The sequence below is a fragment of the Pseudomonas sp. P5_152 genome, from assembly GCF_033989915.1.
GTDB lineage: Bacteria > Pseudomonadota > Gammaproteobacteria > Pseudomonadales > Pseudomonadaceae > Aquipseudomonas.
On the sequence record NZ_JASFAH010000002.1, the window covers coordinates 4,582,781 to 4,597,266 of the forward strand.

Sequence of the window (14,486 nt, forward strand, 5' to 3'; positions counted from 1 at the left end):
ACAGGGACGCGTGATGAAAAAGCTTTTCAAGAAAGTCGGTGAATTCTTGCGCAAGACCTGGGTCTGGACGCTGCTGCTGGTGCTGTTTGTCGCGCTGTTGGTGTGGTTCGCCGGGCCGCTGCTGGCGGTTGATGACTACAAGTTTTTGGAAGGCTCGACCTCCCGCTTGCTGACCATCAGTGTGCTGTTCCTGTTCTGGGGCCTGACCATGGTCTTTGTCAGTTGGCGCGCGGGTGTTCGCAAAAAAGCCATAGAAGACACGGAGTACGGCCAGGATCGTATCCGCCGCGAAGAACAGATCGACGAAGACCAGAAAGAGTTAAGGACGCGTTTCAAAGACGCGCTGAAAACCCTGAAGACGTCGAGCCTGTATCGTGGTCGCAGCGAACGCTGGCGCAGTGATTTGCCGAGGTACGTGCTGATTGGTCCGCAAGGCAGTGGAAAAACCAGCTTGCTGGACTTCTCGGGGCTTGAGTTTCCGATCAACAAGATTGATCGAAAACTGACCCGCGATACCCTCGGCACCCGTCACTGTGACTGGTATTTTGCCGATCACGGCGTGCTGATCGACACCGCTGGCCGTTACTTGACCCAGCCAGATGCCGACGTCGATGGCAGTGCCTGGAGCACGTTGCTCGACCTGCTGCGCAAGCGTCGCCGCAATCGTCCGCTGAACGGTGTACTGGTGACCATCCCGGTGGAAACCCTGTTGGGCGGCAGTGAACGGGAGCTTGAAACCCTGGCCCGCCAAGTGCGTGCGCGCTTGCAAGATGTGCATCAGAAATTGCACGTCGATGTGCCGATTTACCTTGTATTGAGCAAGGCTGATCGCCTGCTTGGTTTCGATGAGTTCTTCGACCAATTGACTCGCGAAGAAAGCGATCAGGTGCTCGGTACCAGTTTCCGCAAGGATCAGAGCGGCACTGATGTGACGGTGCTGCGCACTGAGTTCGAAGCGTTGCTGCATCGCCTCAACAGCCAGGTGATCATGCGCATGTACCAGGAGCGTGATACCCAGCGCCGTGGCCGCATCCTCGACTTCCCGCATCGACTGGGGAAAATCGGCGAGCGTCTGTGCCTGTTCGTCGATATGGCGTTCACCGGAAACCGCTACCAGCGTGTAAGCCAGTTGCGCGGTTTCTACTTGACCAGCGCACCGCATCTGACTGAGGAAATGGACGCAACCACCGCAGGTATCGGTGCCAACCTGGGCATGAACGCCGGCGTTTTGCCGACGCTGCGCAGTGGCCATTCGCGCTTCATCCACCATTTACTCAGTCGGGTAATTTTCCCTGAGGCCGATCTTGCAGGCCTGGACAAACGCGAACGCAGCCGCATCCACTGGGGCCAGCGTGCACTGTACGTGGGCGCACTGGCCGCACTGACGCTATTGGGCATGCTCTGGGCGGGCGGTTTCTCCGCGAACTACGAGCGCCTGGAAAGCCTGCGTAACCTGGCACAAACCTGGAGCCAACAGAGCTCGACCCTCACCACCCGTGATGACTCCATGGCGGTGCTCAAGACCCTCGACACCCGCTACGCGGCTACTCAGGTGTTCCCAAAAAAAGGCGATGTGGGTTACTACGAGCGTGGAGGTCTGTATCAAGGTGAAGACGTTAATCCGATGGTTAAGACTGCCTATGAACGTGAGCTTGAAGGACAGCTATTACCACGGGTCGCGACCCTGCTAGAAGGGCAGATTCGCGCCAATATGAAGGACCGCGAACGCCTGCTCAATAGCCTGCGTGCGTACCTGATGTTGAATATGAAGGATCGCCGCGACGGGCCATGGCTCAAGGACTGGGTTGCCACCGAATGGTCCCAGCGATACACCGGCAACACCACTGTGCAAAACGGCTTGAACAGCCACTTCGAGCGCTTGCTACAACAGCCGTTTATCTATCCGCTTAATGATCAGTTGGTGGCTCAGGCGCGTCAGGTTTTACGCAGTGAGTCCCTGGCTAACGTGGTATATCGGATGCTGCGCGAGCAGGCCCGTAACCTGCCGGAATACCGTTTGAGCCAACATCTTGGCCCACAGGGGCCGCTGTTTGTTGGCACCGATTACGTGATCCCGGGGTTCTACACCCAACAGGGCTATCAGCAGTATTTTTCGGTTAAGGGCTCGATGCTGGTTACCGATATCCTGAGTGACAACTGGGTACTGGGTGAAGGCTCGAGTATCAGTGGTATGGACTTACGTCGCCTGATGGTCGAACTCGAGCAGCTTTATTTTCGTGACTACGCCAACTACTGGGGTGAGGCGGTGGGCCGGATCGCGCTGCCGGCCATCAACGACTTTAGTGACGGCGCCGAGCAATTGGCGGGCCTGACATCTGCCAACTCGCCGATCCTGCAACTGCTAGTGGAAGTGCGTGAAAACACCCGATTCCCAGTGGTCGCTGACACGGTAGATGACGCCGCCGATGCGGCAGGGAAACTGGCAGATAAGGGCGGTAAGCTCGGAAAACTAGCGGTCACCGCGGCCGGCAAGGCGGCTGACACCTTGGTGAAAAAATTGCCGGACACCGCGAAGAAGTCCCTGCAAAGTCGCTTTGAGTCGCTGCACCGCTTGCTGGATGACAACAACGGCCCAACCGCTGACCTGATCCCGGCCCTGACCGCCCTCAATGACCTGCAAATGCAGATGGCCAGCCTGGCTCGTGCCAGTTCACCAGAGCAAGCCGCGTTCGAAATGGCCAAGACCCGTATGGGTGGCCAGCGTGATGCGCTGAGCAACTTGCGCAATGCGTCGGGCCGTCTGCCGCGCCCGGTGAGTGTGTGGTTCAACGTATTGGCTGAAGACACCTGGCGTCTGGTACTCAGCGATTCTTATCGATATCTGAATCAGCGCTATCAGAGTGAACTGTATAGCTTCTACGGCAAGGCGATCAGCAAGCGCTATCCGTTCAGCGCCCACAGCGCCAGCGACGTAGCGATCAGCGATTTCCGCGAGTTTTTCAAGGCCCGGGGGATTGTCGACCGCTTCTTCGACAGCTACCTGCGTCCGTTTGTCAGCGGTGATCCGGGTAACTACCGCATGCGCAGTGTCGATGGTCACAGTCTACCGATCTCCAAGGTCTACCTTGATCAGATGGCCGCCGCGCTCGTGATCCGCCAGAGCTTCTTCGCCGATAACCCAGCCGAACCTCAGGTGCAGTTCAAACTGGAGCCTTACACCCTCGACCCGGCTGTCAGCCGTTCCGAGTTCAAGTTTGGCGACAAGACCATCGAATACCGTCATGGCCCGATAGTACCGGTGTCGTTCAAATGGCCAACCGACGCTGAAGACGGGCGTACCAGCCTGGTGCTCGACAAAATGGTCGGCCGCCCGCTGGGTATCGAGAAGAACACCGGCCCTTGGTCGTTGTTCCGTCTGTTTGATTTGATGCAGACCGAATACCTGACCGGCCGTGACGTACTGGTGCTCAAGGCTGACGTAGGAGGCCTGCGCGCCAACTACTTGCTGACCAGCCAGCGCACGCCAAATCCGTTCGACATGGGCGTGCTGCGTACCTTCCGCATGCCGGTGCAGCTTTGACGCTGGTGGCCGGCCCCTGGCGCAGCGCAGCACGCACCGATGCCGGCAAGGTTCGGGCGCGCAACGAAGATGCTTTTCTGGACGCCCCACAGCAGGGGTTGTGGGTGGTTGCGGACGGCATGGGCGGTCATCAGCGGGGCGATATCGCCAGCCAGTTGATCGTCGCCAGCCTGGCGGAACTGCCAGTGCAGGATGATTTCGACGAACGACTCAAAGGCATTCGCCAGTGCCTGCACTGGCTCAACCGTCGTTTGGGTCAGGAGTTGACCGTCACCGCCGGGCGCCACGACAGCATCATAGGCAGCACCGTGGTGGCGTTGCTGGTGGAAGGCAATCGTGCGGCCTGTATCTGGGCCGGCGATAGCCGTTGCTACCTGTGGCGCGGCCAGCGTTTGTATCAGCTCTCCAAGGACCATTCACTGCAACAACAACTGATCGACGAACAGCAAATGAGCGTCGAACAGGCCAAGGCCCATCCTGCCGCATATGCCTTGACCCGAGCGGTCGGGGCTGCGGAGCAATTGACCCTGGATGTGCTGGAGCTTGAGATCTGTCCCGGCGATGCGTTCTTGCTCTGCAGCGATGGCCTGTACCAAGGACTCGGCAGCGATGCACTCGGCGACGCCTTGAGCCTGACCGCGCCGCAGGTTGCGCTGGATCGTTTGTTTAACGGCGCACTGCGTGGCTCGGCCCGAGACAACCTGACAGCTGTAGTGATCCGGCAATGACTGAACACATGCGACCGATCGACGACCTGCTGGAGAGCGAGGCGCAGGACAGCAACCTGACCTACTTTGCGTTCGCCAAGTCGTACAAGGCTGAAGCCGTGCTAGCGCCAACCAGGGCTACCATTGGTGAAATACCCGATGTGCTGGCAGGCCGTTACCGCATCGAGCGCTTGCTCGGTGCCGGTGGCATGGGCGCGGTTTACCGTGCACGAGACTTGCTGAGCGAACAGTTCGGCGAACCCGACCCTTACGTCGCGCTGAAAGTTCTCAGCGAAGAATTTTCCGAGTCGCCGGACGCCAGTGCGTTGCTCTACAACGAGTTCGCCCTGACCCGGCGCCTGCGGCACGACAACGTGCTGCGTTTGCACACTTTTGAGGTGGACACTGACTGCCAGCGTGCCTTCGTCACCATGGAGTTCATGCGTGGATTGACCCTGGATAACTTACTCTGCGAGCGCCCCCAAGGCCTGCCGTGGGAGGAATTACGCGACATCGTGCTGCCGCTGCTCGATGCACTGGCCTACTCCCATGCTCGCGGCGTGTTGCATGGTGATATGAAGCCAAGCAACGTGATGCTCAGCGAAGAAGGCGTTCGCCTGTTTGACTTCGGTCTCGGTCAAGCGGAGAAGGGCATCCTGCCCGGCCTGCCGCACTTGAGTCGCGAGCGCTTCAATGGCTGGACGCCGGGCTACGCCGCGCCAGAATTGCTCGACGGCCAAGCGCTGTCGGCCAGTGCCGACGTGTACGGCGTGGCTTGTGTGATCTACGAATTGGCGGAAGGCAAGCCCCCGTTCCGTCGTTTGCCCTCGACCCGGGCACGCAATGAGCATCTGGAGCGCGAGTTGCGTACACCTCATCACTTACCGAAACACTGCTGGCCAGCCCTGCGAACGGCATTGGCTTTCGATGTGGCGGACCGAACGATCACTGCCAAACAATTGCGTGACGCTTTCGCTGTCACTTCGTCTTGGCTGCAACGCTTGATGCATTGGCGTAACGGATGACTACGTGATGCATTACTTCCTTGTCGAGCTTCGGTTTCCAGCTCATAACCCGAGCGTTCCGTCAGGTCTCGGTAGAACTCCAAGACTTCACGGGGCGATTCAAACCCCTGGCCCGCCTGACCCGACCGCGAAGCCTCCTGGCACAGCCTGCCAACGCATTGTAGGACCGAGCAACGATCTCAAACACACCACGCACCTCATCACGCCGAAACCACCACCCCACCCGCCAACGGCACCGCTCCCGCCACCTTGCACAGCTCCACTCCCGCCGCGGCAAAGCGGATGGCGCTGCGCATGTACATCACTCCGCTTGTGGTGCTGCACACCACCTGGGTCGTGCCGCTGATGGGGTCAATGATGTGGACCACCGGTTGCTCGCGCTCGATCCAGGCTCCCGGGCTGTGCAGGAACACCACCAGCCCGGCGCACGGGGCGCGTAGGGTCAGGGAGCCGTCGAAAGGGGTGATGGGCTGGAGCAGGGCGGGTAGCGGCGGCGCGGTGCCGGCGAGCAGGCCGCGGTGTTGCAGGAAGGCGTAGAGCGCGGCGGCGTCCTGGCTGGCCAGTGGGTGCTCGACTTGCGCTTCGCCCCGCAGCTCGACGGTGGCGGCGACGCAACCGGAGGGAATCGGGAAGCGGTCGGCGAACTGTTGCGCCAGGCGCCACCAGGGTTGGCCGCAGGCTTCGTCGAACGAGCCGGCACCGGTGCCGCTGGCCAGCAGGGTGGCCTGGGCACCAATGTAGCGGGCCAGGGGTTCGAGTTGGGCCTGATAAGGCGTTTCGCCGTACAGGTGGACCACCGCCTGGGCGTCGCAATGCAGGTCGAGGACGAAGTCGGCGTCGTGGGCCAGCAGCAATTGCGCCTGGCGCAGGGAGTCGAGCTCGCTGCCCGGCAGCATCCCGTGCAAGGCCGCGGCCATGGCGCGGCGAATCAGTTGCAGGTTGTGTTGCGGATCGTCGTTGAGCTCATCACCAAGCTGCGCCTGGATCATCTGCGCCAGATCCGGGTAACGCCGGTTGAAGTTCTCGCCACTGTTGAAGTCAAAACGGCCCATGGCATCGTGCATCAGCGTCTGTTCCAGGCCGATCGGGTTGGCGATCGGCACCAGCACGATTTCCCCGAGGATCTCGCCACGGGCCTCGGCCTCGTCCAGCAGCAAACGCAAATGATGCAGCGCGAGCATGCCGGGCAACTCGTCGGCGTGCAGGCTGGCTTGCAGGTACACCTTGCCGGCGCCCCCGGGCTGACCGTAATGCAGGCTGATCAGCTGGCGCTGGGTGCAGGGATTGCGGGTCAAGAGGGGCTGGTGCCGGACGTGCATGTTGTCTTCCTTATGGAGGCCGTCGCAGCATCTTTATGAAAATGCCCAACCCCCACAATCGAATAATTTGCCCATCACTGGTGAGCAATATGATCCTTTCGCCCCCTCATCGACGGTCGATCTGTTCAATTAAATTGGACAAAGACGCAAATTTATTTCGATTGATGTAATTGTTTTGTCACCAATACTAGAGCCCTCGAATCAGGCCGCGCATGCCTGACATAACCATAACAATACAGAGGTGCTCGCATGACCAGTTGTGCCCAGGCGCTCGTCCAGTTACTCGAAGGCTACGGCGTGGAGTCGGTGTTCGGCATTCCCGGCGTGCACACGGTCGAGCTGTATCGCGGATTGCACGGCAGTTCGCTGCGCCACATCAGCCCACGGCACGAGCAGGGCGCCGGGTTCATGGCCGACGGTTATGCCCGCGCCAGCGGCAAGCCCGGGGTGTGCTTCATCATCACCGGCCCCGGCATGACCAACATCCTCACCGCCATGGGCCAGGCCTACGCCGACTCAGTGCCGATGCTGGTGATCTCCACCACCAGCCGCCGCGAACACCAGCGCCTGGGCCATGGCTATCTGCATGAAATGCCCGACCAGCGCGCCGTCGTCTCCGGGGTCTGCGCCTTCAGCCATACCCTGCAGCGCCCACAGGAATTGCCGGAAGTGCTGGCCCGTGCCTTTGCGCTGTTCAGTTGCGCGCGGCCACGGCCGGTGCATATCGAAATCCCCCTCGACGTGCTGGAGATGCCGGCCGATGGCCTCGACCTGCGCCCGCGCACCTTGCCGCAAGCCCCGGCCCCGGCCGCAGTGAATATCGACGCAGCGGTGCAACTGCTGGCCGCCGCGCGTAAGCCGTTGATCCTCGCGGGTGGCGGCGCCCGGCGTGCCGGCCCGTTGCTGCAAGCGCTGGCCGAGCGGCTGCAGGCCCCCGTGGCCCTGACCACCAATGCCCGTGGCCTGCTGGCGCCGGAACATCCGTTGCTGCTCGATGGCGTGCAGTCGTCGGCCCATGGCCGGGCGCTGTTTGCCGAGGCCGACGTGGTCCTGGCGGTCGGCACCGAACTGGGCGAGACCGACTACGACTTCTTTGGCCTCGGGCCGCTGGTCTTGAATGCACCGCTGATTCGCCTCGACATCGACCCACTGCAGATTCTCGGCGCAGCCCGTGCCGATGTCGGTTTGCTGGGGGACGCCGGGCAAGGTCTGCAGGCACTCTTGAGCGCCGTGCCCGAGCGCCCCGCCAGTGACTGGGCCGGCCTTGGCGTGGCGCGGGTCAATGCCGCCGAGCGGGCGAGCTGGAGCCCCAAGCAAAACGTCATGCAGCAGATGCTCGACACCCTGCGCGACAGCCTGCCAGCGCCGATTGTGGTCGGCGATTCGACCCAGCCGGTGTATCAGGGCGCGCTCGGCTACCGGGCGCCGCAAGCCAACAGCTGGTTCAACGCCGGCACCGGTTTCGGCACCTTGGGCTACGGCTTGCCGGCGGCGATCGGCGCCAAGCTGGCGATGCCCGAGCGCCCGGTACTGGCAGTGGTGGGGGATGGCGGGGTGCAGTTCTCCAGCGCCGAGTTGATCGCCGCGCGTGAGGCCGAGGCAGGGGTGATCGTGGTGCTGTGGAACAACCACTGCTACGCCGAGATCCGCGACTACATGACCGCCCGCGAGATCCCGCCACTGGGCGTCGACATCCTGCCGCCGGACTTCGCCGCGCTGGCCAAGTCCTGCCACGTCCAGCACCAGTCCGTTAGTAGCCGCGAGCAGTTGCGCGAAGCGCTGATCCGCCTGGCCGACACCCGCCAGCCGGTCCTGCTGGAACTGGACGCCGCAGCCTTCCTGTCTGCCTGAGCATCAATTCGCCGAATCTGTGGGAGAGAGCCGCATGGAATTGCAGAAAAGATTTGCCCGTAAATGGATCGACCAGCACCGCCAGCAGTTGTCCGATTGGCACCAGATCATCTGGCACTACGCGGAACCGGCGTTTCGCGAGTACAAGTCCTGCGCCTGGTATGTAGAGCTGCTGCGCAAGGAAGGTTTCACCGTGGAGGAGGGCAGTGGCGGCATGCCGACCGCCTTCTGCGCCACCTTCAGCAACGGCAATGGCCCAGTGTTGGCGACCTATGCCGAATACGACGCGGTCCCTGGCAATTGCCAGGCCGCGACCACCCGCAAGATGCCGCGTGACGGCCTGTCGCGGTTTGCCCCCGGGCACACCGACCCGCATTCGGCACTCGGCATCAGTGCCCTGGGTGGGGTGCTGGCGGCCAAGGCGGCGATGCTCGAGTTTGGCATCCAGGGCACCATCCGCTTCTTCGGCGAGCCGGCAGAAAAGCTGCGCGCCTCCAAGCCGGTGCATGCCGCCAAGGGTTACTACGACAACCTGGATGCGGCCATCAGTTTTCACCCCACCTACATGCTGCCGCTGAACAACACCACCACCTGGGATACCCATTGCGGAATCGCCTACGCCTACATCTACAGCTTCACCTGCGAAGACCCGCAGAACTGGATCGCCGCCGACCGCTACAGCCCCATCCCGCAGAACCACCTGGCAGCCCGCGCGCCGGGGGCCAACGATGCGCTGATGCACTTCTACAACCTCAATGAAAGCCTGCGCCGTTCGACCCTGCCGTTCACTGGCCTGTGGAGCTACAACGAAGCCATCCTCACTGCCGGCCAGGCCACCGCCGACAACCTGCCGCCGCACCTGTCGCAGATCCAGTACCTGCTGCGTTGCGACTCGATCGAGCAGGCCGAAACCATTTCCTCGGTGATGGACAACAACGCTGCCGCCGCGGCGATGGCCACCGGTTGCCAATGGAAAAAGACCTGGGTGTGCAAGTCCCGTGGCGGCCTGGCCAACCATGTGCTGGCCCAGGCCACCTACGACAACCTGGCCGCCATCGGTGCGCCGCAATGGGGCCTGGAAGCCTGCGAGATCGCCCGCGACATCCAGCGCAACCTGGGCCTGGAACCGATGGCCGAACCCTTCCTGCCAGCCATCGAACAATTGATCGAGCCGCAGGAGTGCGAACGCCAGATGCGCCTGCAAATGCCGGCCTGGCAGAAGTACCTGACCTCCGACGACTACCCCGAATACACCTGGCATTGCCCGACCGTGCGCCTGCTCGTCGCGCGGCCGATGCTCTCTGCGCCCGCCGGCCATGTCTACCCGGACTGGGTCTCCAACGCCCTGGGCGGCATCCCGCAGACCATCGACCCGATGATCGACGTGGCGGCCAAAACCATCGCCAGCACCTTGCTCGACCTGTTCTGCAACGACGACCTGCTGGCGGCGGCCAAGGCCGAGTTCAACCAGCGCACCGGCGGTGGCATCGGTGGCGAGCATTGGCAGGCGCCCCTGTTGCCCGCCGACTTCCAGGCGCCGCACCGTTTCCGCTGGCCGGAGTACATCACCACCGTACGCGGTGAGGAGTGGTGGATTCCGGCGCGCGAGGACGAGTAATGCCCCGCAGCCCTGCGTACCGCAACCCCCCGTATTCGAGGAGCCAGACGTGCAAGCACTCACCAACGTGAACATCCCGCAGCCGGCAGCGGACACCTCGGTCGTCGCCATCGACGACCTGCACAAAAGCTACGCCGACCACCACGTCCTCAAGGGCATTTCGATGCGCGCCAAGGAGGGCGAAGTGGTCTCGCTGATCGGCTCCAGCGGCTCGGGCAAGAGCACGCTGCTGCGCTGCATCAACCTGCTGGAAATTCCCTGCAGCGGCAGCCTGCGCATCAATGGCGAAGAAGTACGCCTGAAGACTGGACGCCATGGGGTCGCGCAGGTCGCTGATCCGCGTCAGGTCGAGCGCCTGCGCACCCGCCTGAGCATGGTGTTCCAGAGCTTCAACCTGTGGCCGCACCGCACAGTGCTGGAGAACGTCATCGAAGCCCCGGTCTATGTGCTCGGAGAGGACCGCAAGGAAGCCACCGCCCACGCCGAGCAACTGCTGGAAAAAGTCGGCTTGATCGACAAGCGCAATGCCTACCCGGCGTTTCTGTCGGGCGGCCAGCAACAGCGCGTGGCCATCGCCCGGGCCTTGGCCATGCGCCCGCAAGTGATGCTGTTCGATGAGCCGACCTCGGCCCTCGACCCGGAGCTGGTGGGCGAAGTGTTGCGGGTGATCCAGGGCATCGCCGAGGAAGGCCGCACGATGATTCTGGTGACCCACGAAATGGCCTTTGCCCGGGATGTGTCGAGCAAGGTGATTTATCTGCACCAGGGCCGGGTCGAGGAAGAAGGTCCGCCCCAACAGGTACTGCTGGATCCGCGCAGCGAACGCTGCCGGCAATTTGTCATGGCCCAGGACAACCGCGGGTAATCGCGTCGGTTTTTTCAACCTCGATAACAACAACCTGAAAGAGGCACCCTGCATGAAAAAAACTCTGTTGGTTACCCTGCAAGCCTGCTTGCTGGCCGGCATCGCGAGCAGCGCGATGGCCGCGGACAAACTGGTGTTCGGCATCGCCCTGGAACCCTATCCGCCGTTCTCGTTCAAGAGCGGCAAGGGCGATTGGAGCGGCTTCGAGCCGGAGATGATCACCGCCGTCTGCGCCCGCATGCAGGCCGAATGCAGCCTCAATGAAATGTCCTGGGACGGTCTGATCCCGGCGCTCAAATCGCAGCAGGTCGACGTGGTGCTCAACTCCCTGTCGATCACCCCCGAGCGTCAACAGGTGATCGACTTCACCCAGCCGTACTTCTTCACCCGCGCCCTGTGGATCGGCGAGCGCAACCTGGAACTGGACCCGACCCCGGCCGGCCTCAAGGGCAAGATCATCGGCGTGCAGGGTTCCACCACCCACGCCGCCTTCGTCAAGAAGTACTACGCCGAGGACTCGACCATCCGTTACTACAACGACCAGGACGACCTCCTCGCCGACCTGCGCAGCGGACGTGTCGACATCATGCTGGCCGACCAGTTGGTGGTCGAGCCGCTGCTCGAACTGCCAGACAACGCCATGCTCGCGAGCAAGGGCGTGGCTCCGCTCGACCCCTTGTTCGGTGACGGCGTGGGTGCGGGCGTGCGCAAGGGCAACGATGCCCTGCGTGAGCGTCTGAACGTGGCCCTGCAATCGCTGCGAACCGACGGCAGCTACGAAAAAATCCGTGAGCGCTATTTCAAGACCGACATCTCGGCCCTCGAGTAAGCCGGTACCTCAAGCAAACCCAGCGAAGGTGTGCTCATGACTGTTTCTGAAATTTCCCGGCTGTTTTTTGCCGACGGTTGGCTCCAGGCCCTGGCGCAGGGCATGGTGAAAACCCTGGGTATTTCCCTGGGCGCCTTTGTCCTGGGTCTGTCTATCGGTCTGATCGTGGCCATGGTCAAACTCAAGGGACCACGCTGGATGGTGGTCTGCGCCAATTGCTACACCACGCTGTACCGCGCAGTGCCGGAGCTGTTGCTGATCCTGCTGCTGTATTACGCCGGTGCCGACCTGATCAACCTGACGATGGCGGCGCTCGGTCAACCGAGTGTCGAGATCAACGGGTTCATGGCCGCCGTGGTGGTGCTGGGCATTGTGCAGGGCGCGTACTCGGGGGAGATCATCCGCGGGGCGATCGAATCGATTCCACACGGCCAGATCGAAGCCGCGCGCTCCTATGGCATCAATCGCTTGATGCTGGTGCGCCGGGTAATCCTGCCGAGCATGCTGCCGTTCGCCATCGCCGGCCTGTCCAACCTGTGGCTGGTGCTGGTCAAGGAAAGCGCGCTGATCAGCGTAGTCGGCTACAGCGAACTGCTGACTGCCGGGCGCCAGGCTGCGGCCTCGACCAAACACTACTTGCTGTTTTACCTCGCGGTCGCGGCGTTCTATTACCTGATCACGCTGGTTTCCAGTTCGGTGTTCCGGCAGGTCGAAGTTCGCTTCGAACGCTGGATGCCACGGCACTCATAGGGAAGGGCAGGCATGGACTTTCAGTGGTTGAGCAGTTTTTACAACGAGTTGGTCAAGGGTGCAGGGCTGACCCTGCAGCTGTTGCTGATCTCGGGTTTCTTCGGGTTCCTGATGGCGGTTGGCGTGGCCCTGGGGCGCCTATCGAAGAACCGTTTCCTGGCCAACGGCCTGCGGTTCTACACCAGCGTCCTGCGTGGCACGCCCTTGCTGGTGCAGATCTACGTGCTTTACTACGGCGTGGGTAGCCTGTTCGCTACCTTCCCGTTGATTCGCGGCAGCATGTTCTGGCCGTACTTGCGTGAAGGTTTCTGGTACGTTGCGTTTGCCCTGACCCTGAGCGTTTCGGCGTATGTCGGCGAAGTGCTGCGCGGTGGTTTGCGCGCAGTACCGCGTGGCGAGCTGGAAGCGGGGCGGGCCTATGGCATGCGGCCCTGGCTGGTGCTGCGGCGAGTATGGATGCCGCGTGCCTTGCAGATGCTGCGCCCGACCCTGGCAGGGGAGAGCGTGATGCTGCTCAAGGCCACGGCGCTGGCCTCAACCGTTGCGGTCACCGACTTGCTCGGTGCGGCCAACCTGGTGCGTGCGCAAACGTTGCGAGTCTATGAGCCGCTGCTGGTGGTGGCGGTGATTTACATCATTCTGGCGATCTTGATCGAACAAGGCTTTGCCCGTATCGGCAAAACGCCCCAACGACAGGCCTGACTTCACGCTGTGTTGATACGTCGGCCCGAGGGCTCACAAGGAGTTTTTCATGAAATATTCGTCCATGGTCCAGCGCATCAGCGGTGAGACGGTCAGCGCCTGGGACATTCACTACGCCGCGTGTGATGCCCAGGCCCGGGGTGAAGATGCCATCGTCCTGAGTATCGGCGATCCGGACTTCGCCACCGCCGACGAGATCTGCGCGGCTGCGATCCAGGCCCTGAACGAAGGCGACACCCACTACTGCCACGTGATCGGCCGCCCGGCCCTGCGCGAGGCGATTGCCGCCAAGCAGACGGCCTTGCTCGGCCAGCCGGTGTCCGCCGCCAACGTGGCCCTGGTGGCTGGAGCGCAGAATGGTTTGTACGCCACCGCCATGTGCCTGTTCGAAACCGGCGATGAGGTGCTAGTGCCGGCGCCGATGTACCTGACCTACGAGGCCAGCATCCAGGCCAGCGGTGCCCGCCTGGTGCCGATTGCCCAACCGGCGGAAAACGATTTCCGCTTGACCCTGGCCGCCATCGAGGCGGTGGTGACCGACAAGACTCGCGGCATCGCCCTGGCCACGCCCAACAACCCCACCGGCAACGTCTACACCCGCGAGGAACTGGAAGCGGTGGCCCTGGTGGCCCAGCGGCACAACCTGTGGGTGATCAGTGACGAGGTCTACGGCCAGCTCACCTACGATCGTGCGCACCAGAGCGTGGCGACCCTGGAAGGCATGGGCGAACGCACCGTGGTGCTCAACAGCCTGTCCAAGTCCCATGCCATGACCGGTTGGCGGGTCGGCTGGGTGGTCGGGCCACAGGAACTGATCGGCCATCTGGATAACCTGCTGTTGTGCATGCTGTATGGCTTGCCGGGCTTCATCCAGGCCGCCGCGTTGAAGGCGCTGGAGCTGGATGAGCAGGTGGTCGGCCAGGCGCGCGAGTTGTATCGCCGTCGGCGTGATCTGGTGGTCGCCGGGTTGCGCAACGTGCCGCTGCTCAAGTGCAAGGTGCCCGAGGCCGGCATGTTCATGCTGGTGGATGTGCGGGATACCGGCCTGTCGAGCACCGACTTCGCCTGGCAGCTGTTCCGCGCCACGGGTGTCTCGGTACTCGATGCCAGCGCCTTTGGGGCCAGCACCGCCGGTTTCGTGCGGATCTCCTTCACCGTCTCCGATGCCGCGTTGAGCGACGCCTGTGGGCGTATCGCCGGCTTTATCGAAGGGCTTCAAGCCCGCAACTGACTGTGGCTCATGGCACCCGGCGCCCCGAGTGAGCGGGCCGCCGGGTGT

Annotated in this window: 11 protein-coding genes; 10 read left to right on the forward strand and 1 reads right to left on the reverse strand. The window is 62.4% G+C overall.

What is annotated here, in order from left to right:
* Nucleotides 1-13 precede the first annotated feature (13 nt).
* The 3 genes from tssM to QMK50_RS20795 are packed head-to-tail and all read left to right on the forward strand — an operon-like array spanning nt 14 to nt 5,273.
* On the forward strand, nt 14-3,541 hold the full coding sequence (tssM, locus tag QMK50_RS20785) for a type VI secretion system membrane subunit TssM (RefSeq protein WP_320333854.1): 3,528 nt from the start codon (nt 14-16) through the stop codon (nt 3,539-3,541).
* Between the two features lie 2 nt (nt 3,542-3,543).
* Nucleotides 3,544-4,269 carry a PP2C family protein-serine/threonine phosphatase gene (locus QMK50_RS20790; protein WP_159998746.1) on the forward strand — a complete coding sequence of 242 codons (726 nt, stop codon included), beginning with the start codon at nt 3,544-3,546 and terminating at the stop codon, nt 4,267-4,269.
* A complete protein-coding gene (locus QMK50_RS20795; protein ID WP_320333855.1) occupies nt 4,266-5,273 on the forward strand; it encodes a serine/threonine-protein kinase in 1,008 nt (335 codons plus the stop codon). The genes QMK50_RS20790 and QMK50_RS20795 overlap by 4 nt, the downstream gene beginning before the upstream one ends.
* 200 nt (nt 5,274-5,473) lie before the next feature.
* On the opposite strand, the gene QMK50_RS20800 is transcribed toward QMK50_RS20795, so the two are convergent.
* On the reverse strand, nt 5,474-6,592 hold the full coding sequence (locus QMK50_RS20800; protein ID WP_320333856.1) for a M14 family metallopeptidase: 1,119 nt from the start codon (nt 6,590-6,592) through the stop codon (nt 5,474-5,476).
* Between the two features lie 249 nt (nt 6,593-6,841).
* On the opposite strand from QMK50_RS20800, the gene QMK50_RS20805 reads away from it, so the two are divergent.
* The 7 genes from QMK50_RS20805 to QMK50_RS20835 are packed head-to-tail and all read left to right on the forward strand — an operon-like array spanning nt 6,842 to nt 14,438.
* Nucleotides 6,842-8,443, forward strand: a complete 1,602-nt coding sequence (locus tag QMK50_RS20805) for a 5-guanidino-2-oxopentanoate decarboxylase (RefSeq protein WP_159994269.1) — start codon at nt 6,842-6,844, stop codon at nt 8,441-8,443.
* Between the two features lie 34 nt (nt 8,444-8,477).
* Nucleotides 8,478-10,061, forward strand: coding sequence for an amidohydrolase (locus QMK50_RS20810; RefSeq protein ID WP_159994271.1), 1,584 nt, complete (start codon nt 8,478-8,480; stop codon nt 10,059-10,061).
* Between the two features lie 49 nt (nt 10,062-10,110).
* Nucleotides 10,111-10,926 (forward strand): ABC transporter ATP-binding protein, encoded by an 816-nt coding sequence (locus tag QMK50_RS20815; protein ID WP_269467580.1) that lies wholly within the window; start codon nt 10,111-10,113, stop codon nt 10,924-10,926.
* A 52-nt stretch (nt 10,927-10,978) separates the two neighbouring features.
* Nucleotides 10,979-11,755, forward strand: a complete 777-nt coding sequence (locus QMK50_RS20820; RefSeq protein WP_095171712.1) for a transporter substrate-binding domain-containing protein — start codon at nt 10,979-10,981, stop codon at nt 11,753-11,755.
* Between the two features lie 36 nt (nt 11,756-11,791).
* Nucleotides 11,792-12,505, forward strand: a complete 714-nt coding sequence (locus QMK50_RS20825) for an ABC transporter permease (RefSeq protein ID WP_095171710.1) — start codon at nt 11,792-11,794, stop codon at nt 12,503-12,505.
* Nucleotides 12,506-12,517: 12 nt separating this feature from the next.
* Entirely contained in the window at nt 12,518-13,207 is a 690-nt protein-coding gene (locus QMK50_RS20830) for an ABC transporter permease (protein ID WP_095171708.1), read from the forward strand.
* A gap of 49 nt (nt 13,208-13,256) precedes the next feature.
* Entirely contained in the window at nt 13,257-14,438 is a 1,182-nt protein-coding gene (locus QMK50_RS20835; protein ID WP_095171706.1) for a pyridoxal phosphate-dependent aminotransferase, read from the forward strand.
* Nucleotides 14,439-14,486: the final 48 nt, after the last annotated feature.

Excerpts from the sequence above, each read along its gene's own strand:
- QMK50_RS20805 (WP_159994269.1), top strand. The coding sequence starts at position 6,842 with ATGACCAGTTGTGCCCAGGCGCTCGTCCAGTTACTCGAAGGCTACGGC.
- QMK50_RS20835 (WP_095171706.1), top strand. The coding sequence starts at position 13,257 with ATGAAATATTCGTCCATGGTCCAGCGCATCAGCGGTGAGACGGTCAGC.
- QMK50_RS20820 (WP_095171712.1), top strand. The coding sequence starts at position 10,979 with ATGAAAAAAACTCTGTTGGTTACCCTGCAAGCCTGCTTGCTGGCCGGC.
- QMK50_RS20830 (WP_095171708.1), top strand. The coding sequence starts at position 12,518 with ATGGACTTTCAGTGGTTGAGCAGTTTTTACAACGAGTTGGTCAAGGGT.
- QMK50_RS20810 (WP_159994271.1), top strand. The coding sequence starts at position 8,478 with ATGGAATTGCAGAAAAGATTTGCCCGTAAATGGATCGACCAGCACCGC.
- QMK50_RS20795 (WP_320333855.1), top strand. The coding sequence starts at position 4,266 with ATGACTGAACACATGCGACCGATCGACGACCTGCTGGAGAGCGAGGCG.
- tssM (WP_320333854.1), top strand. The coding sequence starts at position 14 with ATGAAAAAGCTTTTCAAGAAAGTCGGTGAATTCTTGCGCAAGACCTGG.
- QMK50_RS20825 (WP_095171710.1), top strand. The coding sequence starts at position 11,792 with ATGACTGTTTCTGAAATTTCCCGGCTGTTTTTTGCCGACGGTTGGCTC.
- QMK50_RS20800 (WP_320333856.1), bottom strand. The coding sequence starts at position 6,592 with ATGCACGTCCGGCACCAGCCCCTCTTGACCCGCAATCCCTGCACCCAG.